This window comes from Pseudoalteromonas sp. S3785, from assembly GCF_005887365.1.
Lineage (GTDB): Bacteria > Pseudomonadota > Gammaproteobacteria > Enterobacterales > Alteromonadaceae > Pseudoalteromonas.
The window spans coordinates 1-276 of the sequence record NZ_PNCT01000198.1; the positions used below are offsets into that span (position 1 = coordinate 1).

At 37.0% G+C, this 276-nt stretch carries 1 protein-coding gene; it reads right to left on the reverse strand.

The window, feature by feature from the left end; all coding sequences use genetic code 11:
* Positions 1–276 (reverse strand): UDP-3-O-acyl-N-acetylglucosamine deacetylase (locus tag CWC17_RS19125; protein ID WP_171042120.1); only part of this gene is annotated, 276 nt, incomplete at both ends.

The following is a 276-nucleotide window of genomic DNA, read 5'->3' on the forward strand; positions in this document are numbered from 1 at the left end:
TCAAAGTCGATATGAAAGCCATCATATGGTTCAAGTTCGGCCCATTTATCGCCTGCTACAATACGTACATTTTCTTTTAAACGAATAAAGCGTTTCGCATCATTTTGCGCTTCAATGCCGCCTTTTTGTAACAAAAAAATGAACGGTAATGCACTACCATCCATAATCGGCAATTCTGAGATATCTAATTGAACAATAAAATTATCGATACCCAATGAAGAAACCGCTGCAATTAAGTGCGCAGTCGTTGATAATCGAACACCATCTTTGTTAATT